Genomic DNA, 22,090 nt, shown 5'->3' on the forward strand with positions numbered 1-22,090 from the left:
GCGGAGAACCTTGAACGTGGACGACGTCCTGAAGCGCCAGGAGTCCGGGGAGCTCAAGCGGCGGCTGCGCGGGCGCGACCTGGTCGGGTTCGGCGTCGGGATCATCATCGGCACCGGCATCTTCACCCTGGCGGGTGTCGAGGCGAAGACCCACGCCGGGCCGTCGGTGACGCTGTCGTTCGTGCTCGGCGCGGTCGTCGCCGGCCTCGCGGCGCTCTGCTACGCCGAGCTCGCCTCCAGCGTGCCGACCGCCGGGAGCGCCTACACCTACGCCTTCGCCACCCTCGGCGAGGTCTTCGCCTGGATCATCGGCTGGGACCTGCTGCTGGAGTTCGCGCTCGGCGCCGCCGTCGTGTCGCGCGGCTGGTCCGGCTACCTGGCCAACCTGCTCGGGCTGTCGCCGGAGTGGTTCGGCGAGGACGCGAAGGTCAACGTCGGCGCGGTGCTGATCATCGCCGTGCTGACCGTCGTCGCCGTGCTGGGCATCAAGGAGTCGGCCTGGCTGACCAACCTGCTCGTCTGCGTGAAGGTCGCCGTGTGCGTGCTGGTGCTGGCGGTCGGCCTGTTCTTCGTCAAGGGCGCCAACCTGACCCCGTTCATCCCGCCGGCCCAGCCGCCCGCGAACGGGTCGACGGTGCTGGAGCAGCCGATCGTCCAAGCCGCGCTCGGCCTGGAGCAGTCGGTCTACGGCATCGCCGGCATGGTCACCGCAGCCGCGATCGTGTTCTTCGCCTACACCGGTTTCGAAGCGCTCGCGAACCTCGGCGAGGAAACGCTCAACCCGCGCAAGGACCTCCGCGTCGGCATCCTCGGCGCGCTCGGCGTGTGCGCGCTGCTCTACATCGGCGTGTCGATCGTGCTGACCGGCATGATCCCGTTCACCGACATCGACACGGGCGCGCCGCTGGCCGACGCGTTCGACCGGGTCGGCCAGCACTGGGTCGGCGCGCTCATCTCGCTCGGCGCGGTGACCGGCCTGACGTCGGTGATGATGGTCGAGCTGGTGACGATCGGCCGCATCGGCTTCGCGATGGGCCGCGACGGCCTGCTGCCGAAGGCGCTCGGCACCGCGCACCCGAAGTGGGGCACCCCGCACCGGATGACCATCGGCGGCGCCGCGCTGATCGCGGTGCTGGCCGCGTTCATCCCGATCTCCGAGCTGGCCGACATGGTCAGCATCGGCGCGCTGTCGGCGATGATCATCGTGGCGGTGGCGGTCCCGGTGCTGCGCCGCCGCCGTCCCGACCTGGAGCGGCCGTTCTCCGTGCCGTTCTCGCCGGTGGTCCCGATCCTGGCGGCGCTGGCCTGCCTGTACCTGATGCTCAACCTGAACGTGCTGACCTGGATCCGGTTCGCCGTGTGGCTGCTGATCGGCCTGGCGATCTACTTCGCCTACGGCCGCAGGCATTCCCGCTTCGCGACCGAGGCGGAAGTCAGTCCCAGCAGGACGGACTGAGGCCGGCGACGCGGACCGCCTCGCGCGTCGCCGGTACCTGGTCCGCGTCGACGACCACCAGCACGCCCAGTCCGCCCAGCGCCGCCGTCATCCACTCGACGGGCTGGTCGTGGATCCCGTTGTCCCCGAAGGACGGATAAGTGTCCACAACGGACAACAACGTTCCTTCGGCGCCGATGCGGATGCCCGCCACGAGCACGAAGTGACCGCCGGGCGGGCGCCAGCGCGACGTCCACAGTGGTGGGACGCCGGTGTCGAGGTAGTCGAGCAGCGCGCGTTCCGGGGTGTCGTGGGCGCCGAGCTCGGCGGCGTCGATCCGGGCGATCACCGCGACGCGCGGGACGTCCCAGAGGCCGGCCAGCAGGTCGAAGAGCCGCTCGGTGGTCCACTCCCCCGTCGCCGGCACGGCCGCGAGGGCACCGCCGGACAACGCGCCGATCGCCGTGGCGAGCCCGGAAACCCGCGTTCCCGCGGCGGCCGGGTCGTCGACCTGCGGCACCGGCAGCCGGAAGCCCGGCCGCCCCACCTCGCCCGGCGGGCGCACGACGGGCCCCCGGACCGTGCCCGCGGCCACCGCGACGGCGTCCTGGTCGGGCACGTCGAACCCGGCCGCGCGCAGCGCCGCGAGGCCGCAGAACGCCGCGGCCAGGCCGTCTTTCTGGGGCAGCTCCGCCTGGGCCGCCGCGGCCAGCCGGGCGCCGCCCGGCAGCCACCGCACCCCGGACAGGTCGAGCTGCCCGCCGTCGATCCCCGAAGACATCGGTCCCCTCAGCGACTTCCTTTTCCGGTACTCAATAGCGCCACAGGTGTGCGGCGACGATCTCCTCGACGCTGCGCTCGGCCGCCCACGCCGCGTCGGACGCCCGGACCGCGCGGAAGGCGCCCAAGAGCTCTTCGCCGAGCACGCCGGCGATCCGGGGCGAGGCGAGCAGCGCGGCGTCCTGCTCGGCGGTGCCGGCCGGCAGCCGGCGCACGCCGCGCGTCTCGCGTTCGCCTTCGGTCCAGCCGCCGGGATCCTCGGCGATCGGCTCGGGCAGCGCGGCCGCGTCTTCGATGCCGGCCATCCCGGCGGCGAGCACGACGGCCAGCGCGAGGTAGGGGTTGGCGGAGGCGTCCGACGTCTTGAGCTCGACGTTCGCGTGGTCGGCGCCCAGCAGCGGCGAGCCCGGGACGTACCGCAGCGGTGCTTCGCGGTTCTCGACGCCCCAGAAGGCGTACGCGCCCGCGAAGTAGCCGGGGCGCAGCCGCAGGGTCGACGGGACGCTCGGCGCGGTGATCGCGGTCAGCGCCGGGAGGTCGCGCAGGAGGCCGGCGAGGTAGCCGCCGTCGTCCGGTTTGCCGTCGCCGCCGGTCTCGAGGAGGTTGCGGCCCTTGCGGCGGACGGAGGTGTGCAGGTGCCAGCCGTTGCCGGCGGCGCCGAGCCCGATCAGCGGCGCGAAGCTGGCGACGAGGCCGTGCGTGCGGGCGGCGGCGTGGATGGTCTGGCGGGCGAGGAGCTGGTCGTCGGCGGCGGAGACGGGATCGGTGGCGGCGAGCGAGAGCTCGAGCTGGGCGACGCCGTACTCGGCGTGCAGCTGGCCGATCCGCAGGCCGTTGGCGGCGAAGTCGTGCAGGAGGGCGGCGACGAAGCCGTCGAGCCCGACGAGGGCGTGCGGGCTGTAGGCGGGCCCGGGGTGCCCGGGGTTCTCGGTGATGCCGGCGCTGCCCGCGGGGGCGACGGCGAACTCGAGTTCGTAGCCGGCCCGGAACTCCAGCCCCCGCCGCGCGCCCTCGGCGACTTGCGCTTCGAGGACGGCCCGCTGGCAGTACGGCCAGGGCTCGCCGCTCTGGGTGACCTGCCGCACGGGTGCCCAGGCGAGCGCGGGCTGCCCGGCGAGCCGCCGCAGCCGCTCGACGACGGGCACGAGCCGGATGTCGCCACTCGGGGTGGCGAGCCCGCGGTGTGCGTAGGTGATGGCGTCGTGGCTGTCGAAGACGGCGAAGAGCGAGGTGGCCCCTACGCCCCGGGTAGCGGCCTCGGCAAGCCCGGCGACGGGCACGATCCGCGAGCGCGGGATGCCGTTGTTGTCCGCCCAGGCGAGGTGCACACCACCCACTCCGGCGGCCGCGAAGTCCTTCGCCGCCGCCGACGCCGCTTTGGTCATGGCACCCGCCTCCTCAGGCCCGAGCAGACCCCACCCATCCCGGGGGACGAGCCCCGCTTCAGCGTATCGGGAGGGTCCGACGAAAGGCGCGGGGAAAGGGGGTGGCGGGGCGGGGTAGTCCACATCACGGGCGGGCTGTGGACAACTCGCGGCCGCCAAGCCGATCCGGTCGCGGTCGCGACGGCCGTCCGGGCCGAGGCCGGCGGAGTCCTCGGCCACGACGCGGTGCTCGGGCCGGCGAAAGCGACCCCACAGAGCACACGACAGACGCCCGACCCACTCAACCCGGCGGCTCCGGCGCCGGCCCCACGGACTCGTCCCGGCTCCGCAACGCCACCCCCGCCACCACAGCCAACGTCCCGACGGCCTCCACCACCGAAGGCACCTGCCCCAGCAACACGAACCCCATCACCCCAGCGGTCACCGGCAGCAAAGCCAGCAACACCGCAAACCGCGCCTGTCCCAACCGCCGCAGAACGACCTGGTCCAGCGCGTACGGCACCACAGTCGACAGCACCCCCACCCCGACCCCCAGCAGCAGCATCCGTGGCGAAGACCACACCGACCCCGTCCCGAACGCCAACGGCGACAGCACCACCGTCGCCGCCGTGAAGCCGATCGCCAGGCTGTCCAAACCCGACGAAGACGACGAAGCCACCCTCTTGCCCAGCACGATGTACCCCGCCCACGCCGCCGCCGCGCCCAGGGCGAACAGCACCCCCAGGACCGACCCCGACAACTGGACATCCGCGATCGCCACCACGCCGCACGCCACCAGGACCACCGCCAGCACGTCCCGCAGCGAGCGCGTCCCGAACGCCGCCACCAGGACCGGGCCCGCGAACTCCATCGCCACCACCGTGCCCAGCGGGAGGCGGGCGATCGCCTCGTAGAAGAGCACGTTCATGCCCGCCGTCACCACGCCGAACGCGATCGCCAGCCACAGGCCGCGGCCGCGCCACGCCTCTCGCCCCGGGCGGCGCCACGCCAGCAGGACCACCGCCGCCCCGAGACAACGAAGCCACGCCACCCCCGCCGGGGTCGCGTGGCCGAAAAGGTCGACCGCGATGGCCGCGCCCGCGTACATGGAAATTCCGCTGAGAACGAACAAGAGCGGCGCGGGTACCCCGGAAAGCCTTCGGGGCGAAGTCACCGTACTCACCACCCCATGGTGCCTGACCACGGAAAACGTAACTCTCCGGGTATTCGTCTCCTGCATTGCGGGACGCGGCTACGACATCCGGGGTAAATCGGCGTGACTCAGGTCCCACCGGCGCGGGAACACTTGCGAGCCGCGAAACGTCTGGAAGAGTGGAAGCACGAACACCGCGGAGCCGAAGGCGATCGCCGCCAGCGGCAGTGTTCCGAAGTGGGCGTAGCTGGATCGATGGCACCGGGCAACCGGTGCCGGGACGGAGGGAGACCCCCATGACAACGCCGACGCTCACCCGCCCCGAACTGACCGCCGCCGACCGCTGTGACCGGTGCGGAGCAGCAGCTCAGGTACGCGCTGTCCTCTCCGGAGGCGGCGAACTGCTCTTCTGCGGGCACCACGCCCGCGAGCACGAGGCCAAGCTCAAGGAACTGTCCGCCGACATCCAGCGGTAACCACGCAGACGCGAAAGGCGGCCGGTGCGCACAGGCACCGGCCGCCTTTCTGCATCTTGCACATTGCGTGTCCGATATCACGGTCCGGCCGCGAACCGCAGTGATTACGGACACGAAAGCGGACAGAAAATCAGACAGAATCCAGCACGACTTCGAACGCCACTTCCGCGGCACCCAACAGCTTCACGTCGGCCCCCAACGCGGAGCTGACGATCCGGGTACCGCCGACCGCACGGCTCACCAGGCTCCGCTGCCGCACCTCCGCGCCGACGTGCCGCAGGACCGCCTCCGGCAGCACTGTCAGCAGGTCGCCGAGGATCACCAGCTGCGGCCCGAGCAGGTTGACGACGTTGATCAGCCCCAGGGTCAGCCACTCGGCGAACTCCGCGAGCCGCGTCAGCGCCGCCTCCGGGTCGCGGCCCAGCTCGCGCAGCTCGAACAGGATCGCGCCGCGCGGCGTGTCCTCCGGCAGCCCGAGTGCCCGGCACAGCGCCGCTTCGCCGACCTCGGTCTCCCAGCAACCACTGCTGCCGCAGTAGCAGGGCCGGCCGTCCGGGCGGATCACCATGTGCCCGATCTCGCCGACGTAGCCCGAGCCGCCGCGCAGCGGCGAGCCCTCGGCGATGACACCGCCGCCGACCCCGACGTCCGCCGAGATGTACACGATGTCGGACGCCCCCCGGGCGGCCCCGCGCAGGTGCTCGGCGACCGCGCCGAACTCGGCGTCGTTGCCGACCAGGATCGGGATCTGCAGCACCGAGCCGAGCCGTTCGCCCAGGGCGACGTCGGTCCAGCGCAGGTTCGGGGCCTCGTGCACGTACCCGTCCGCCCGCCGGATGACGCCCGGCACCGACACCCCGGCCGCCACCGGGGTCACGTCGAGGTCGCCGGCCAGGATGGCCGTCGACTCGATGACGTGCGTGATGACCTCGTCCGGCTGGCCCATCCGGCCGCGCAGGTTCCAGCTGTTGCGGCCCAGGATCTGCCCGCCCAGCCCGACCAGCGCGATCGCGACGTGCTCGACCTGCAGGTCGACCGCGAGCACGACCGCCGCGTGCGGCTGGGGCAGGACCAGGAGCGAGGGGCGGCCCGCCCCTCGTCCCGGCCTCGGCACCTTCTCCTCGACGACGCCGGCTTCGGCGAGCCCGTCGACGAGGGTCTTGATCGTGCTCCGGTTGAGCCCCAGCTCCGCGGCCAGGGTCGCCCGGGTGCTCGGCCCGCCGACGTGCAGCAGGCGGAGCAGGGTCGTGCGGTTGTGCCGGCGCACCTCGTCCGGTCGTGCAACGGGTGTGCTGGTCACGGGTCTGATCATTCCATGCTGGTTCAGCGCGTCGACGCAGCCGCGCGGCGCCGCGACAGCGCGTCGACCGTGGCGGCGAGCAGCAGGACCAGACCGGTGACGATGTTGACCACCGCGGCCGGCTGCTTGAGCAGGCCCAGGCCGTTGATGACCACGGCGATCACCAGGCCACCGACGACGGCGTCGGCCACCCGGCCCTTGCCGCCGAACAGCGACGTGCCGCCGATGACAGCCGCGCCGACCGAGTACAGCAGCGTGTTGAGGCCACCGGACTGCGGGCTGACCGAGCCGACCTTCGACGCGGCGACGATGCCGCCGATGGCCGCGACCGCCGAGCCGATCACGAACACGCTCGCCCGGATCTTCGGCACGTCGATACCGGCGCGGCGGGCGGCTTCCTTGTTGCCGCCGACCGCGTACACGTACCGGCCGTACTTGGTCCGGTTGAGCACGTAGGTCCCGGCCACCAGCAGCGCCAGCATGATCGGGATGACGTACGGGACGCCCTCGATCGTGACGACCGACTTGTTCGGCGAGCGGTTGACCGTGAGCAGCCAGGTGCCCAGCGCCGACAGCACGACGAGCGCGCCGACCTTGATCATCACCAGCGCGGTCGGCTGGACGACCAGGCCGCGCTGGAGCCGCCGGAAGTGGCCGAGCAGCGTGATCACCGCGAAGCCGCCCGCGGCGACGAGGAAGAAGATCCAGCTGCCGAGGACGTTCAGGTTGCCGTTGGCGATCTTGTACAGGATGTCGGAGTTGGTGATGCCGATCGTGCCGCCCTCACCGATGAACTGCAGCAGGACACCCTGCCAGACGATGAACAGCGCCAGCGTCACGACGAAGGACGGCATGCCGATCTTCGACACGAGGAAGCCGGTGATGCAGCCGATCGCGGTGCCGACGCAGATGGCCAGCAGGATCTCCAGCCAGGCGTTGGCCGGGACGCCGATCGCGACGATCAGCAGGCCGACCAGCGACAGCGCGGCGCCGGCCCAGATCCGCTGGTAGGCCGAGAGCAGCATGGCCGCGGCGAGGACGGCGATGAACGTGATGAACACGCCGGAACCCATGGAGCCCAGCAGGTTGCCCGCGTGGACGTAGTGCAGGGCCATCACCGACGCGGCGGTGCCGGAGGCCACACCGGCGGCGAGGTCGATCTCGCCGAGCAGCAGCACGAAGACGATGCCCATCGCGATGATGATCACGCCCGCGCCCTGCGGGAAGACGTTGGCGATGTTGGCCAGCGTGAAGAAGTTGTCCGACAGCGCGCTGAACAGGACGACCAGCACGAGCAGGCCGAACAGCGACGGCAGCGAGCCGAGCTCGCCGGCCCGCAGCCGGGCGAAGTAGTCGCGGATGGCCTCGCCGGTTGACATCGATGTCGTGTCGATGCCGAAGTCGGTGATCGCCGCGGTGGGGTTCTGGGTCTGCGCGAGCGCTTCCGCGGCCGGGGTGTCGACCTCGTGCTTCGCAGGGGTTTCAGTCATTTCCGGTTCTTTCTTCCCGCTCACAGGACCACGGCTTCGGGCCGGGCCAGGCCGAGGTCACCGGAGCGACCCGCCGTGATCAGCTCCACGACCTGGCCGTGGGATACGTCCTTCGTGTGCACCTCGGCGACGAGGCGGCCGAGGTAGAGGACCGAGATGCGGTCGGCGACCTCGAAGACGTCGGCCATGTTGTGGCTGATCAGCACGACCCCCAGGCCCTGCTCGGCCAGGCGGCGGACGAGGTCCAGCACCTGCCGGGTCTGCGCGACACCGAGGGCGGCGGTCGGCTCGTCCAGGACGACGACCTTGCTGTTCCACAGGACCGACTTCGCGATGGCCACCGTCTGGCGCTGACCACCGGAGAGCGAGGAGACCGGGGTCCGGACCGACTTGACGGTCCGCACCGACAGGGAGGCCAGCGTCTCGCGAGCGGCCTTCTCCATGCTGGCTTCGTCCAGCTTCCAGCTGCTCCCGCGCTCGCGCCCGAGGAACATGTTCTGCACGATGTCGAGGTTGTCGGCGAGCGCGAGGTCCTGGTACACGACCTCGATGCCGAGGTCGGCAGCGTCCTTCGGACCCCGGATGTGGGCGTCCTGCCCGTTGAACCGCACGGCCCCCGAGTCGTACGGGTGGATGCCGGCGATGCACTTGACGAGGGTCGACTTGCCGGCGCCGTTGTCGCCGACCAGGGCGGTCACTTCGCCCGCACGCACGTCGAAGTCCACGTCGTGGAGGACGTGGACGGGGCCGAAGCTCTTGTTCAGGCCCTTGATCTCGAGAATGGGCTCACTCATGGATGGCATTTCTCCTGGGTGGGGACCGGGCCGGGACGCGCCGTCGGGGTGCGCGTCCCGGCCCGGCTGTTCATGGGTGGAGCGGGCCGGTCAGGAGATGCCGAGCGAGGTGCACTTGGCGGCGAGGTCGCCACCGCAGATCTCGGCGGCCTTCACGTAGCCCTGGGTGACGACGGTCTTGACGTCCTTCTCCAGGATCGTCGTCGGGGTGAGCAGCACGGACTTGATGTCGCGGTTGTTCTTCGGGTCGTGCAGCTTCGCCGTGGCGATCGCGTCCGCACCGGCCGTGTCACCCTTGGCGAGGGCGGCGGCCAGCTTGGCGGTGGCCTCGGCCTCTTCCTTGATCGGCTTGAAGACCGTCATGTACTGGTCGCCGCGCATGACCGCCATCAGGCCGTCGGCGGTGGCGTCCTGGCCGGTGACCGGGACCTTGCCGTTGAGGCCGTTCTTCTTGAGGATGGTGATGACCGCGCCGGCCAGGCCGTCGTTCGCCGCGACGACGCCGTCGACCTTGCCGGCGTTGGCCGTGAAGATCTGCTCGAACGTCGTGCCGCCGAGCTGGTTGTCCCAGTCGTTGATCGGCTGCTTCTGGATCCGCCTGAGCGTGCCGGCCGAGGCCAGCGGGTCGAGGACGGAGTCCTGGCCCTTGGTGAACAGCGTGGCGTTGTTGTCGGTCGGGGCGCCCTCGATCTGGACGAAACCCGCGCCGGGCTTGGACTTCAGCGCGTCCGCCATGGCCTGGCCCTGCAGCTGGCCGACCTTCTCGTTGTCGAACGAGACGTAGTAGTCGGCGGAGCCGCCGAGGCTCGGGCGGTCGTAGTCGATGACCGGGATGCCCGCGGTCTTGGCCTTGGCCTCGACCGCCGCACCGACGGCCGGGTCGCCGGGGGCGATGACCAGGACCTTGACGCCGGAGCTGATGAAGCCGTCGGCCAGCGTCGAGAACTTCTGGTTGTCGCCCTGGGCGTTCTGGACGTCGACCTCGAAGCCCTGCGCCGTCAGCGCGGCCGTCAGCATCGGCTTGTCGAAGGCCTCCCAGCGCGCCGAGGTGGCGGTCTCCGGGAGGATGACGCCGACCTTGCCGCTGGCACCGCCACCGGCGGCCGGCGCGGACGAGGAGGCGGAGTTGCTCCCCGTGCCCCCGCTGTCTGAACTGTTGGCACCGCAAGCGGTCAGCACCAGGCCGGTGCTCACCGTGGCGGCGAGGAGGGTAAGGGTTCTGCTGCGCATCCTCGTTCCTTCCGGATCCAAGCATTGGTGACGAGCGGGCCGTCGACGTCGTCTCGGGCCCTGCGGGGCGGTGATCCGGAGGGTCCCGGCGCACCGTCGCGCATATGTTGTGGGCGACAACATATGCCGCTGAGCGGCTGCGGGGAAGATAGCTGGATCGATTAAATGACACCAATTGGACACGGTTCGGCAACACGGGCCGAACCTCGCCCGGAAAGAGCAGTTCCGCTGACGATGTGATCGCCGGCACTCACGCTCTGTTACATCCAGGTTTCTTGACGGCTTGAAGGTACTCCGCCGGGGTGCTCTGAGCGAGATCCGCCGCGAAGTGGTGGTGAACCCACGTGACGGGCCGCTGATTGGTCGCCGACTTGCGAACTTCGGAGCGGGCGGTGCCCGGAAGGGCAACAAGTCGGGGATGCGCGGGCAAACGAAGGGTGACGGAGAGGGTACGGAGAGTCACAGGATGGCTGGTACTTACCAGGAACAGACGGTGACGGTGGAGTTCAGCCGGCTGGGCGACCGCCGGTGGGCTGGCGGAGCCCTCTCAACCGGGCACGCGGGCGGGCGGTCCGCGGCTCAGGTGAGGTCCGGTCCGGAGCGTCCCAAGGCCACATTGGTTGCGTCTGACGCACCGAAGGCCGCCTTGGGTGCGTCTGACGCACCGAAGGCCACATTGGGGCGCTTGCCCGGCGGGGGAACCGCGGCTACCAGGACCGCAGCGTCACGATCCGCTCTTCCAGCTGCTCGACAGTCGCCATGGCAGTCACCGGGCCGCCGCACACCCGGCGCAGCTCGTTGTGGATCGCGCCGTGCGGCTTCTTCGTGCGGTGGTGGTACATGCCCACCAGCGCGTTCAGCTCTTTCCGCAGCGCACCCAGCCGCTCGCTCACCGACTGGGGACGCGCCGGCGGGGGCGGGGCCTCCTCCTTGGCCGGCTTGCGGCGCTTCTCGTCCGCGACCTGCTCTTCCTGGCGCTTCCGCAGCAGCGCGCGGACCTGGTCCGGCTCCAGCAACCCCGGCAGGCCCAGGTACTCCTGCTCCTCGTCGGAGCCCGAAAACACCGCCGTGCCGAACGAGTTGCCGTCGTAGATGACCTGGTCGAGCTCGGCCGAGGCGCCCAGGGAGGTGAACGCCTTCTCCTCCTCGCCCGGCTCGTCCTCGGTGCGGTTGGCCTGGGCCAGGAGCTCGTCCTCCCAGCCCTCCTTCTCGCGGTGCGGCTTGCCCAGCACGTGGTCGCGCTGCGCCTCCAGCTCGCTCGCCAGCTCAAGCAGCACCGGCACCGACGGCAGGAACACGCTCGCCGTCTCGCCCTTCTTGCGGGCGCGCACGTACCGGCCGATCGCCTGGGCGAAGAACAGCGGTGTCGACGCGCTCGTCGCGTACACGCCGACGCCCAGCCTCGGGACGTCGACGCCCTCCGAGACCATGCGGACCGCCACGATCCAGCGCTCGTTCGTCTCGGAGAACTCCTTGATCCGGCCCGACGCCTTCGGGTCGTCCGAGAGCACCAGCGTCGGCATCTCGCCCGAGATGCGCTCCAGGATCTTCGCGTACGCGCGCGCCGACTCCTGGTCCGTCGCGATCACCAGGCCGCCCGCGTCCGGCACGTGCTGGCGGACCTGCGACAACCTCGTGTCGGCCGCCTGCAGCACCGCCGGGATCCACTCGCCCGCCGGGTCGAGCGCCGTGCGCCACGCCCGGGCGTTCTGCTCCGCCGTCAGCGGCTCGCCGAGCCGCGCGGTGAACTCCTCCCCCGCGCTCGTGCGCCAGGAGGCTTCACCCGAGTACGCGAGGAAGACGACCGGCCGGACCACGCCGTCGGCCAGCGCGTCCGCGTAGCCGTACGAATGGTCGGCCTTGCTGCGCTGGAACCCGCCCGCGTCCGGCTCGTACGTGACGAACGGGATGGCCGAGTCGTCGGACCGGAACGGCGTCCCGGTCAGCGACAGGCGCCGCACGGCCGGGGTGAACGCCTCGCGGATCGCGTCCCCCCAGGACTTCGCGTCGCCGCCGTGGTGGATCTCGTCGAGGATCACCAGCGTCTTGCGGTTCTCCGTGCGCACCCGGTGCAGCGTCGGGTGCGCCGCGACCTGCGCGTACGTCAGCGCGACGCCGTTGTAGTCCGACGACGTGACGCCGGTGGTGTTGCGGAAGTTCGAGTCGATGGCGATGCCGGCCGCCGCGGCCGAGGCCGCCCACTGGTGCTTGAGGTGCTCGGTCGGGGTCACGATGGTGACCGCCTCGATCGTGCGGTCGCTCAGCAGCTCCGCGGCGATCCGCAGGCCGAACACCGTCTTGCCGGCGCCGGGTGTCGCCACCGCGAGGAAGTCCTTCGGCTTCTGCGTCAGGTACTTGGTGAGCGCCCGCCGCTGCCACGCCCGCAGCGGGCGCGCGGTCGAGTCCTTCTCCGCGGGAGGCGCCCCGAGCTGCGTCTCCGTCATGCCGGTCCTCCCCCTCGCTCATGCCTTTGACGTGCGAAAACCCTCACTGTGGTACCGACTGCTGTGTCGGCGACTGCGGTGAGGGCACTGGACCGAGTCTACCGGCCGGGTCCGACAGTTCCGGGCACCGGCACGGGTGATGTCCCCCGACACGCCCGGCCGCAGGGGGTGTGACGAGCCAAATCAGCACCGATGGACCATGCTGGACACGTCATGGGTGAGGTGCAGCCGTCCGCAGCGACGAAGGTGGCCCGCAAGGGGCCGTGGCGGCTCGTCACGCGCACGTTCGCCAAGGCCTGGGAAGGCAACATCTTCTCCGAGGCCGCCGAAGCGGCCTTCTGGCAGACGCTCTCCCTGCCGCCGCTGCTGCTCGGGCTGCTGGGCAGCCTCGGCTTCGTCGGCGAGTGGTTCGGCCAGGACGTCGTCGCCGCGGTGCACGACCGCATCATCGGCTTCTGCCGGACCGTGTTCAGCCAGAACGCCGTGCACGACATCATCGAGCCGACCGTGAACAGCATCCTCACCGTCGGCAAGGGCGAGATCGTCTCGGTCGGCTTCCTGATCTCGCTGTGGGCGGGTTCGTCGGCGATGTCGTCCTTCGTGGACGCGATCACCGTCGCGCACGACCAGTACGGCGTCCGCAACGACGTCTGGCAGCGGATCTTCGCGCTGCTGCTCTACCTGTGCGGCCTGGTCATCCTGGTCGTCGGGCTGCCGCTGCTGGCGATCGGCCCGGACCTGCTGCCGGAGTTCTTCCCGGCCGACTGGCGTCCGACCGTGGCGTCGTGGGTGAGCGCGCTGTACTTCCCGACGCTCGGGGTGATGATCACCCTCGCCCTGACCACGCTGTACAAGCTGGCCCTGCCGCGGAAGCTGCCGTGGCACCGCGGGCTGCCGGGCGCGGTGCTCGCGATGGTCGTGTTCCTGCTCTCCTCGGTCGGCCTGCGCATCTACCTGAACTGGATCACCAAGACCGGCTACACCTACGGCGCGCTCGCCGCGCCGATCGCCTTCCTGCTGCTGATGTTCTTCATCGGCCTGGCCGTCGTCGGCGGCGCCTACTTCAACAGCGCGATCCAGGAGCTGTGGCCGGCCAAGGCGACCCGGCGGCAGCGGCGCAAGTGGCGGCGGCTGGAGATGGAACGCGCTTCCGAGCGGCTGCGCTCCGAAGAGGGCCGCAAGCTGTGGGAGCGCACGACGACGCCGCTCAAGCGCCCGCGCGCCGAAGACGTCTCCCCCAACGGCGACGCACCGTCCGAAGAGGACGAACCGTCACCGAGCGCACCCGAGCCGGCACCCAGCGCACCTCAGGGTCGCGTCTCCTCCCAGGGGACGACCCGGAATCCACCCCCAGACTGAGTCGCTCCTCAGGTCGGACATGGCACGCTTCCCCCGTCACTGACGCAGACGTCGGTCGTCGCGTCATTCCCTAGGGGGTTCCCGAGTCATGTCCGTGCTGGCCAGACTGAGCCTGCGCAACCGAAGCCTGATCGGCCTGCTCGCGCTGGTGGTCGTCGGCTTCGGCGCTTTCGCGCTGCCGCAGCTCAAGCAGCAGCTGTTCCCGTCGCTGCAGTTCCCGCAGGCCCAGATCGTCACCTCCTACGCCGGCGCGTCGCCGGACGCGGTCGACCGGCAGGTCAGCGAGCCCCTCGAAGGGGCGCTGCAGGGCCTGAAAGGCCTGGAGGAGATCAATTCGACGTCGTCGGACGGCGTTTCGCGGGTCGTCGCGCAGTTCGAGTTCGGCACCGACCTCGACGCCGCGGTCTCGCAGATCCAGCAGGCGGTGAACCAGGTCCGGCCGCGGCTGCCGCAGAACTCCGAGCCGTCGGTGTCCGCCGGCAGCACCGACGACCTGCCGGTCGTGCTGGTCGCCGCGGGCACCGCCGGTGACCCGCAGCAGCTCGCGCCCGCGCTGACCGACCAGGTCGCGCCGGAGCTGCGCAAGATCGACGGCGTCCGCACGGTGACCGTCACCGGCGTGCAGCAGCCGCGCGTCACGATCACGCTCGACTACGCGAAGCTGGCCGCCGCCGGCGTCGACCCGGCGTCGATCGCGACCACGCTGCAGACCGCCGGCGCCGCCGTGCCGGCCGGCACGCTGACCGAAGGCGGCAAGACGCTGAGCGTCCAGGTCGGCGGCGGGCAGACCACTGTGGACACCCTCCGAAACCTGTACCTGACCCCGGGTGCCACCGCCCGGCCGGGCGCGCCGGCGCGGGGGCCGGTGAAGCTGGGCGACGTCGCCGACGTCCAGGCCGGCTTCGCGCCGCCCACGTCGATCACGCGCACCAACGGGAAGCCGAGCCTCGGCCTCTCGATCACCATGGTGGACAACGGGAACGCCGTCGCGATCTCCGACGCCGTCCGCGACAAGCTGCCGGACCTGGCGAAGAAGACCGGCTCCGAGATGAGCGTCGTGTTCGACCAGGGCACGCCGGTGAAGGACGCGATCAGCGGCCTGACCACCGAAGGCCTGCTGGGCCTGGCGTTCGCCGTCCTCGTCATCCTGCTGTTCCTGCTGTCGGTGCGCTCGACGCTGGTGACCGCGGTGTCGATCCCGCTGTCGGTGGTGGTCGCGCTGATCGCGCTGTGGACCGGCGATCTGTCGCTCAACCTGCTCACCCTCGGCGCGCTGACCATCGCGATCGGCCGGGTGGTCGACGACTCGATCGTCGTGCTGGAGAACATCAAGCGGCACCTGGGTTACGGCGAGGAAAAGCAGCGGGCGGTGCTCGACGGCGTCCGCGAGGTGGCCGGCGCGGTGACGTCGTCCACGCTGACGACCGTCGCGGTGTTCCTGCCGATCGCGTTCGTCGGCGGGTTCGTCGGCGAGCTGTTCTCGCCGTTCGCGATCACCGTCACGGTGGCGCTGCTGGCTTCGCTGCTCGTCTCGCTGACCGTGGTTCCCGTGCTGGCGTACTGGTTCCTGAAGCGGCCGGAGGTCCCGGCGGACGCCATCGAAGCCGAGCGGGCGCGCGAAGCCGCCGTCGAGAAGGAGCGCCGCAGCTTCCTGCAGCGCGCGTACCTGCCGGTGATCCGGTTCGCGACCAAGCGGCGGCTGACCGTCGTCCTGCTGGCGCTGCTGATCTTCGCCGGCACGGTCGGGCTCGCGACGCGGCTCAACACGAACTTCCTCGACCAGTCCGGCGGCACCACGCTGAACATGACGCAGAAGCTGCCCGCGGGCACGAGCGTCGAGGCGAAGGAGAAGGCGGCGACGGCGGTCGAGCAGGCCCTCGCGGCGGAGCCCGCGGTGCAGACGTACCAGGTCAGCATCGGCGGGGGCGGCACGTTCGGCTTCGGCGGCGGGACCAACACGAGCATCTCGGTCACCGTCGCGAAGGACACCGACCTCGACGCGCTGTCGGACCGGCTGCGCTCGAAGCTGACCTCGCGGCCGGAGCTGGGCGAGATCAAGGTCGGCGCGGACGCGTCCGGGTTCAACTCCGACCAGGTCTCGGTGACGGTGACCGCGCCGTCGGAGGCCGCGCTCAAGCCCGCGTCCGACCAGGTCGTGCGGGCGCTGGGCGGGGTGGCCGGGCTGACCGAGGTGTCCAGTGACCTGGCCGTCGGTTCGCCGCGGGTGCAGGTCGAGGTGGACGACGCCGCGGCCGCCGCGCGCGGGCTGTCGGCGAGCACCATCGGCCAGGTCGCCAACCAGGCGATCGCCGGCCGGACGGTGACGCAGCTGCCGGTCGACGGCCAGCGCACGGACATCGTGCTGCGCGCCGGCACCGCTCCGGTGACGGTGGACCAGGTGAAGGGCCTGCCGATCCCGGGGCCGGCGGGAGTCGTCCGGCTCGACGAGGTCGCGAAGGTGTCCACTGTGGACGGCCCGGCGTCGGTGCACCGCACCGGCGGCGACCTCAGCACCACGGTGACGGCCAAGAACACCGGCGACGACCTGACCAAGACGACCGCGGACATCAAGTCCGAACTGGACGGACTGACGTTCACCGGCGGCGCGTCGTACTCGCTCGGCGGCGTGAGCCAGGACCAGCAGGAGGCGTTCTCCAACCTGTTCCTGGCGCTGCTGGCGGCGATCGCGATCGTGTTCCTGATCATGGTCGCGACGTTCCGCAGCCTGATCCAGCCGCTGATCCTGCTGGTGTCGATCCCGTTCGCGGCGACCGGCGCGATCGGGCTGCTGCTCGCCACCGGCACCGCGCTCGGCCTGCCGGCGCTGATCGGGATGCTGATGCTGGTCGGGATCGTGGTGACGAACGCGATCGTGCTGATCGACCTGATCAACCAGTACCGGGCGGAAGGCATGAGCGTCACCGACGCGGTCACCGAGGGCGGCCGGCGCCGGCTGCGCCCGATCCTGATGACCGCGGCGGCGACGATCTTCGCGCTCGTCCCGATGGCGCTGGGCATCACGGGTCAGGGCGGCTTCATCGGCCAGCCCCTGGCGATCGTGGTGATCGGCGGCCTGGTCAGCTCGACGCTGCTGACGCTGGTACTGGTCCCGACGCTCTACACGATGGTCGAGACCCGCAAGGAACGGCGCCGCGCGCGTCGCGAAGCCAAGCGGACTCCGGCGAAGGCCCCGGAGTCGGAGTCCCTGGACCCGGCCCCGACCGCCTGAATCACGCCCGAAGGCCCGGCACTTCCTCGTGGAAGTGCCGGGCCTTCGGCGTTCACTGCTTGAAGCGGTAGGTCATCGAGTCGAAGAGGATGCAGATGCTCGGCGACATGACGATCACCCGCAGCGTGTTGTCCCGCTCGTCGAAGTCGATGCCCTCGACCTCGAAGTTCCCGCTGCAGCCGCTGCGCAACGGCAACTGCCCCAGCGACGTCACGTGCCCGGTGACGTCGGAGCCGTTCAGCGCCGAAGCCAGGTCCACCTGCAGCAGCGGCTTCGTCGTGCCGAAGAGGCTGCCGTCGGGGTCGTCGGACGCGCAGAGCAGGCGGGTCGCCGTCTGGAAGTCGCAGCCCTGGACGTCGCGGACCGGGTGGTCGAGGCGGATCGCCGAGGCGTACGGCAGGTTCTGCGCCGGGTCGGTCGCCACCACGCCGGGCATCGGGTGGACCAGGAGCCGGTCCATGGTGCCCCACTCCCCCGCCACCAGCCAGCGCGCGTCGGGCGACACCGCGGCGAAGGAGTTGTTGTTCGCTTCCCACGACTCGAGGGCGTGCTGGTAGTTCTTCCAGGAGCCATCCGGGGCCTGGACGCGGAAGAGCTTCGCGCCGCGGTCGTCACGCTGGTAGGGCTCGACGTACCAGCCCTGGGCCGACCCCGGGTCGCCGACGTGGTTCCAGCCCTGCGAGTTGAGGTCCGCCGGGATGGTGCCGATCCCGGTGTAGCGGATGGTGGTGCCCGAGGGGCGGACGATCGTGGCGAGCCCCTGGCTCTCGTCGAGGGCGCGCGCGGAGTCCCGGCCCACCTCCGACCAGCCGGTGACGGCCTGGGCCAGTGCGGGTGCGAACGCGGTCAGCAGGGCGGCGACGGCGAGGACGATCCCGGTTCTGCGCATGTGCGACTCCGGTGGGTGAGGGAACCTGGCGTCCTGGATCTACCAGGTGACCCACCCCGCGCACACCCGTCTTATGAAGGGTTTTCACGTTTGTTCGGCGATCTGTCCCTTTCCGGACAGCCTTCGACCCCGGCGGACGACGTCAGCCGGGGTCCGGGCGCCGGGGTCACTCCCCCGGGCGCAGCCCGTCGAAGATCTCCTTGCAGGCCGGGCAGACCGGCGACCCGGGCTTCGGCGACTTCGTCACCGGGAAGACCTCGCCGCAGAGCGCCACCACGTGATTGCCCATGACCGCGCTCTCGGCGATCTTGTTCTTCTTCACGTAGTGGAACATCTTCGGGGTGTCGTCGTCGGTGGTGTCCGTGCCCTCGGGCGTGGTTTCCGGCTTCGTCAGCGTCTCGGTGCTCACCCGTCCATTGTGCCCGAGACCCCACGCGAGGGGTCCCCGGCCTGGCAGGATCCACGGCATGTTCCAGAAGGTGCTCGCGACGTTCGGCTCGGGCGGGGCGAAGATCGACGCCCGCCTGCTCGACCGGACCGCAACCCCCGGCCGGCCCCTGCACGGCGAGGTCCTGCTGGCCGGCGGCGACGTCGACCAGGAGATCAAGGGTCTCGCGGTGACGCTGCTGGCCCGCGTCCAGGTCCCCGGCGCGGACCAGACCGAAGACCTCCCCTTCGGCACCCAGCACCTGGTCGGGAAGGAGGTCATCCGGGCGGGGCAGCAGGTGCGCGTCCCGTTCGAGGTGCCGCTGCCCTGGGAGACGCCGGTGACCAGCGTCTACGGCAAGCCGCTCACCGGCATGGCGGTCGGCGTCCGCGCCGAGCTCGACCTGGCGACGTCGGTGTCCGACCCGTTCGACGCCGACGCCGTCGCGATCGAGCCCCTCCCGGCGCAGAAACGCGTCCTCGACGCCCTGAGCCGCATCGGCTTCACCTTCCGCGAGGCGATCCTCGAGCAGGGCCGGATCAACGGCGCCCAGCAGCAGCTGCCGTTCTTCCAGGAGGTCCGCTTCACGCCTTCGCCGCGCTTCGCGAGCGTGTTCTCGCAGCTCGCGGTGACGTTCCTGGCCTCGTCGAGCCGCACCGACGTCGTCCTGGAAGTCACCAAGCGGGTCCGGGTGAGCAAGACGGGCGGCTTCGGCGGCCGCGGGCAGGACTTCCTCGGGATGTTCACCATGAAGCCGGACGTGAACTGGGAGAAGCAGCTCGACGACTGGCTCGACCAGGTCGCCCGGCCGCGGGGGATCTTCGACTGATGGACGGACCCCGCGCCGGCCGGCCGCACATGCCGGGCTACGGCCTCACGGCCGGGCCCGCCGGGCTGCTGCCCTGGTCGTGGGCGGAGACGCGGCTGCGGGAGTCGCACGGCTTCTGGCTGGCGACGGTCACCCCGGCCGGGCGCCCGCACCTGATGCCGGTCTGGGCCGTGTGGACCGGCGAGGTGCTGTGGTTCTCCTCGTCCCGGCGGTCGGTGAAGGCACGCAACATCGCCGCGGGCTCGGAGGTGTCGATCGCCACGGATGACCCGTACGAGCCCGTCGTCGTCGAGGGCGTCGCCGAGATCGTCACCGACCCGGCGGCGCTGCGGGAGTTCCTGGCCGTGATGAATGCGAAGTACGCGACGGCGTACGGCGAAGACTTCCTCGATCCCACCGCCAACGCGTCGATGCGGCTGCGCCCGGAGAAGGCGTTCGGCCTGCGGGAGAAGGACTTCACCGGCACGCCGACGCGCTGGACGTTCCCGTGAAGTGGGCCGAAGCGGTCGGCGTCCTCGGCGGCACCTCCGGCACCTGGCCGGAACTCCGGGCCCGCTACGGCGAACCCCACCGCCGCTACCACACGCTCGCCCACGCGGCCGCCGTCGTCCGCGACTCCGCCTGGCTGGCCGGCGATCTCGACCCCACCGAACGCGCGGTGCTCGCCGTCGCCGCCTGGGCGCACGACGTCGTCTACGACGCGAACCCCGGCGAAGACGAACGCGCCAGCGCGCGATGGGCCCGCGAAGCGCTGGACGGGGTCGCCGAAGCCCACCAGACGCGCGTCGAAGACCTGATCCTCACGACGATCGAGCACGACGCCCCGCCCGACGACCACCTCGCCACCGCGCTCCTCGACGCCGACCTCGCCATCCTCGGCGCGCCGAAGGAGCTGTACGCCGTGTACGCCCGAGGCGTGCGCGAGGAGTACGCGAAGTACCCCGACGACGTCTGGCGCGAAGGCCGCATCGCCGTCCTCGAAGGCATGCTCGCCCGGCAGCTCTACCGCAGCGAAGCCGCGCGGACACGCTGGGCGAGCGCCGCCGAAACCAATCTCGCCGCCGAGCTGACCCACTGGCGCGGCGAGGGGACCGATCACCGATGATGGTCCCTCGTGACCACCCCACTCAACCTGCACGAAGAGGTCGCCTCGGCGCTGCGTGACGGGCACCCCGTCGTCGCGCTGGAGAGCACCATCCTGTCCCACGGCCTGCCGCCCGGCCGCAACCTCGACGTCGCCCGCCGCCTCGAGCGCGTCGTGCGCGACGGCGGTGCCGTCCCGGCCACCATCGCCGTGCTCGACGGCCGCGTCGTCGTCGGCCTGTCCCCCGCCGAGCTCGAGCGCGTCTGCGCGCCGGACGCCGGCCTCGACAAGCTCTCGCTGCGCGACCTCGGCCCGGCCGTCGGCCTCGGCCGCTCGGGCGCGACGACCGTCGCGAGCACGTCGGCGCTGGCCGCCGCGGCCGGCATCGGGATGTTCGCCACCGGCGGGCTCGGCGGCGTGCACGTCGGCGCCGCGCAGTCCTGGGACGTCTCGGCCGACCTCGGTGTGCTCGCGAAGGTGCCGACCGTCGTCGTCTGCTCCGGGGTCAAGTCGGTCCTCGACATCCCCGCCACGCTCGAAGTGCTGGAGACGAACTCGGTGCCGGTGCTGGGCTACCGCACCGACGACTTCCCGGCGTTCTACCTGCGCTCGTCCGGCCACGCCGTCGGCTGGCGGGTCGACGACCCGAAGCAGGCCGCCGCCGTGGTCGCCGCGCACCGCGCGTACGCGGGTTCCGGTGTCCTGCTGGCGAACCCGATCCCCGAAGCGTCCGAAATGGACAGAGCGCTGCACGACCGGCTGCTCGCCGAAGGCCTCGCCCTGGTCGCCGAGCGGGGCGTGCACGGCGCCGACGTCACCCCGGTGCTGCTGGAGCACTTCCACACCGCCAGCGGCGGCGTGAGCATCGACGCCAACGAAGCCCTCGTGCTCAACAACGCGAAGCTCGCCGCCGAAGTCGCGGTGGCGCTGGCATGAGTGCAATCGTGGTGGTCGGCGACGCGGCCCTGGACGTGATCGCCCGGCACGACAAGCCGCTCCCGCACGGCGGCGACGCCCGTGCGAAGATCCGCTTCACCGGCGGCGGCTCGGGCGCCAACACGGCGCTGTGGCTGCGCCACCTCGGGTCGGAGACGACGCTGCTCGCCCGGATCGGCGACGACCCGGGCGGCCGGCTGATCCGCGCGGAGCTGGAGGCGGCGGGCGTGCGGTGCGCGTTCGCCGTCGACCCCGAGGCGCCGACGTGCTGCGTCGTGGTCATGGTCGACGGTTCCGGACAGCGCAGCATGCTCGCCGACCGCGGCGCGAACCAGCGCTTCGCGCCCGAAGACGTCACGCCCGAGGCCCTGTCCGGCGCTCGGCATCTCCACTTGTCGGGGTACGTGCTGCTCGACCCGCCGTCGCGCGCGGCCGGGCTGGCCGCGCTGGCCGCCGCTCGCGAAGCGGGTCTGACGACGTCGGTCGACCCGCAGGCGGCCGCGCACATCACCGACCCGGCGGCGTTCCTCGACGACGTCCGCGGCGTCGACCTGCTGATGCCGAACACCGAGGAACTGGTGGCGCTGACCGGCTCGGCGGACCCGGTGTCGGCGAAGGAACTGCTCGGCACGGTCGGCGCGGTCGTGGTGACGGCCGGGCTGGACGGCGCGAGCTGGGTCGACGCGGACGGCGTGACGAGCGTCCCGGCGGTCGAGGCCGACTGCATCGACTCGACCGGCGCGGGCGACGCGTTCGACGCCGGCGTGCTCACCGGCTGGCTGGCCGGGGAGTCCACTGTGGACGTCCTGCGGCACGGGACGCGGCTGGGCGCGCTGGCCGTCGGGAAGGTGGGCCCGCAGCCGGTCTGACG

The 22,090-nt window shown here is 71.4% G+C and carries 19 protein-coding genes; 9 read left to right on the forward strand and 10 right to left on the reverse strand.

Going from position 1 to position 22,090, the window contains the following annotated elements:
* Positions 1 to 16 precede the first annotated feature (16 nt).
* Positions 17 to 1,456 carry an APC family permease gene (locus ACERZO_RS30090; protein WP_372668975.1) on the forward strand — a complete coding sequence of 480 codons (1,440 nt, stop codon included), beginning with the start codon at positions 17 to 19 and terminating at the stop codon, positions 1,454 to 1,456.
* Here the strand turns inward: ACERZO_RS30090 and ACERZO_RS30095 are convergent.
* From ACERZO_RS30095 to ACERZO_RS30105, 3 genes are all read right to left on the reverse strand, one after another.
* A complete protein-coding gene (locus ACERZO_RS30095; protein WP_372668209.1) occupies positions 1,434 to 2,216 on the reverse strand; it encodes a DUF6885 family protein in 783 nt (260 codons plus the stop codon). The two genes, ACERZO_RS30090 and ACERZO_RS30095, sit on opposite strands and share 23 nt — an antisense overlap.
* A 31-nt stretch (positions 2,217 to 2,247) precedes the next feature.
* Positions 2,248 to 3,600 (reverse strand): glutamine synthetase, encoded by a 1,353-nt coding sequence (locus tag ACERZO_RS30100; protein WP_372668211.1) that lies wholly within the window; start codon positions 3,598 to 3,600, stop codon positions 2,248 to 2,250.
* A gap of 280 nt (positions 3,601 to 3,880) precedes the next feature.
* On the reverse strand, positions 3,881 to 4,687 hold the full coding sequence (locus ACERZO_RS30105) for an EamA family transporter (protein WP_372668213.1): 807 nt from the start codon (positions 4,685 to 4,687) through the stop codon (positions 3,881 to 3,883).
* Positions 4,688 to 5,028: 341 nt separating this feature from the next.
* On the opposite strand from ACERZO_RS30105, the gene ACERZO_RS30110 reads away from it, so the two are divergent.
* A complete protein-coding gene (locus ACERZO_RS30110) occupies positions 5,029 to 5,208 on the forward strand; it encodes a DUF7455 domain-containing protein (RefSeq protein ID WP_086862682.1) in 180 nt (59 codons plus the stop codon).
* 130 nt (positions 5,209 to 5,338) lie between these two features.
* Here ACERZO_RS30110 and ACERZO_RS30115 read toward each other — a convergent pair whose 3' ends face one another.
* The 5 genes from ACERZO_RS30115 to ACERZO_RS30135 form a co-directional block, all read right to left on the reverse strand.
* Entirely contained in the window at positions 5,339 to 6,520 is a 1,182-nt protein-coding gene (locus ACERZO_RS30115; protein ID WP_372668215.1) for an ROK family protein, read from the reverse strand.
* Between the two features lie 11 nt (positions 6,521 to 6,531).
* Complete coding sequence (locus ACERZO_RS30120) at positions 6,532 to 7,998, reverse strand: sugar ABC transporter permease (RefSeq protein WP_372668217.1); 1,467 nt, start codon at positions 7,996 to 7,998, stop codon at positions 6,532 to 6,534.
* Positions 7,999 to 8,018: 20 nt separating this feature from the next.
* Positions 8,019 to 8,792: an ATP-binding cassette domain-containing protein gene (locus ACERZO_RS30125; protein WP_160698781.1), complete on the reverse strand. Its 774-nt coding sequence runs from the start codon at positions 8,790 to 8,792 to the stop codon at positions 8,019 to 8,021.
* Positions 8,793 to 8,882: 90 nt separating this feature from the next.
* Positions 8,883 to 10,022 carry a sugar ABC transporter substrate-binding protein gene (locus tag ACERZO_RS30130; RefSeq protein ID WP_372668219.1) on the reverse strand — a complete coding sequence of 380 codons (1,140 nt, stop codon included), beginning with the start codon at positions 10,020 to 10,022 and terminating at the stop codon, positions 8,883 to 8,885.
* A gap of 707 nt (positions 10,023 to 10,729) precedes the next feature.
* A complete protein-coding gene (locus tag ACERZO_RS30135) occupies positions 10,730 to 12,466 on the reverse strand; it encodes a DEAD/DEAH box helicase (RefSeq protein WP_372668221.1) in 1,737 nt (578 codons plus the stop codon).
* A 213-nt stretch (positions 12,467 to 12,679) separates the two neighbouring features.
* Here ACERZO_RS30135 and ACERZO_RS30140 point away from each other — a divergent pair, with 213 nt between their 5' ends.
* Both ACERZO_RS30140 and ACERZO_RS30145 read left to right on the forward strand, forming a co-directional pair.
* Positions 12,680 to 13,825 (forward strand): YihY/virulence factor BrkB family protein, encoded by a 1,146-nt coding sequence (locus ACERZO_RS30140; RefSeq protein WP_372668223.1) that lies wholly within the window; start codon positions 12,680 to 12,682, stop codon positions 13,823 to 13,825.
* A gap of 88 nt (positions 13,826 to 13,913) precedes the next feature.
* Positions 13,914 to 17,054: an efflux RND transporter permease subunit gene (locus ACERZO_RS30145; protein ID WP_372668225.1), complete on the forward strand. Its 3,141-nt coding sequence runs from the start codon at positions 13,914 to 13,916 to the stop codon at positions 17,052 to 17,054.
* A gap of 52 nt (positions 17,055 to 17,106) precedes the next feature.
* Here ACERZO_RS30145 and ACERZO_RS30150 read toward each other — a convergent pair whose 3' ends face one another.
* Together ACERZO_RS30150 and ACERZO_RS30155 are read right to left on the reverse strand one after the other, a co-directional pair.
* Entirely contained in the window at positions 17,107 to 17,943 is an 837-nt protein-coding gene (locus tag ACERZO_RS30150) for a hypothetical protein (RefSeq protein ID WP_372668227.1), read from the reverse strand.
* A 166-nt stretch (positions 17,944 to 18,109) separates the two neighbouring features.
* Entirely contained in the window at positions 18,110 to 18,352 is a 243-nt protein-coding gene (locus tag ACERZO_RS30155; protein ID WP_167379801.1) for a DUF3039 domain-containing protein, read from the reverse strand.
* Positions 18,353 to 18,410: 58 nt separating this feature from the next.
* Between ACERZO_RS30155 and ACERZO_RS30160 the strand changes: the two genes are divergently transcribed.
* From ACERZO_RS30160 to ACERZO_RS30180, 5 genes are read left to right on the forward strand one after another with little or no spacing between them, the layout of a single operon-like run.
* The gene (locus tag ACERZO_RS30160; RefSeq protein ID WP_372668229.1) at positions 18,411 to 19,199 is read left to right on the forward strand and encodes a sporulation protein; all 789 of its coding nucleotides are present in this window, start codon (positions 18,411 to 18,413) and stop codon (positions 19,197 to 19,199) included.
* The gene (locus ACERZO_RS30165; RefSeq protein WP_372668231.1) at positions 19,199 to 19,690 is read left to right on the forward strand and encodes a pyridoxamine 5'-phosphate oxidase family protein; all 492 of its coding nucleotides are present in this window, start codon (positions 19,199 to 19,201) and stop codon (positions 19,688 to 19,690) included. Before ACERZO_RS30160 ends, ACERZO_RS30165 begins: the two co-directional genes overlap by 1 nt.
* Entirely contained in the window at positions 19,687 to 20,304 is a 618-nt protein-coding gene (locus tag ACERZO_RS30170) for an HD domain-containing protein (RefSeq protein ID WP_372668233.1), read from the forward strand. Before ACERZO_RS30165 ends, ACERZO_RS30170 begins: the two co-directional genes overlap by 4 nt.
* Before the next feature lie 9 nt (positions 20,305 to 20,313).
* On the forward strand, positions 20,314 to 21,219 hold the full coding sequence (locus ACERZO_RS30175; RefSeq protein WP_372668235.1) for a pseudouridine-5'-phosphate glycosidase: 906 nt from the start codon (positions 20,314 to 20,316) through the stop codon (positions 21,217 to 21,219).
* Positions 21,216 to 22,088, forward strand: coding sequence for a carbohydrate kinase family protein (locus tag ACERZO_RS30180; RefSeq protein WP_372668237.1), 873 nt, complete (start codon positions 21,216 to 21,218; stop codon positions 22,086 to 22,088). The genes ACERZO_RS30175 and ACERZO_RS30180 overlap by 4 nt, the downstream gene beginning before the upstream one ends.
* The last annotated feature ends 2 nt before the right edge of the window (positions 22,089 to 22,090 follow it).

Origin of the sequence: Amycolatopsis kentuckyensis (assembly GCF_041679295.1) — a bacterium.
Lineage (GTDB): Bacteria > Actinomycetota > Actinomycetes > Mycobacteriales > Pseudonocardiaceae > Amycolatopsis > Amycolatopsis kentuckyensis_A.